1 protein-coding gene is annotated in these 216 nt (G+C 68.1%); it reads left to right on the plus strand.

Features of this window, described 5'->3' with window-relative positions; genetic code table 11:
- A partial coding sequence (locus G5A07_RS22040; protein WP_223107909.1) for a hypothetical protein occupies nucleotides 1-216 on the plus strand: 216 nt, incomplete at both ends.

The raw sequence follows: 216 nt of genomic DNA on the forward strand, positions 1-216 counted from the left end.
GATCTCGGGCGGCCCTACGCCCCGGTGCCGCTGGCCGCCGCCTATGACTGGAGCGGCTTCTATCTCGGCGCGAATGCCGGGTGGGGATCGAGCCGTTCGTGCTGGACCTCGACGGTTTTGGGCGCAAGCGAAGGCTGTCACAATGCGACCGGCGTCGTCCTGGGTGGCCAGCTCGGCTATCGCTGGCAGACCAGCTCCTGGGTGTTCGGTCTGGAG

The organism is Stenotrophomonas sp. AS012628 (assembly GCF_010608305.1).
GTDB lineage: Bacteria > Pseudomonadota > Gammaproteobacteria > Xanthomonadales > Xanthomonadaceae > Stenotrophomonas > Stenotrophomonas geniculata.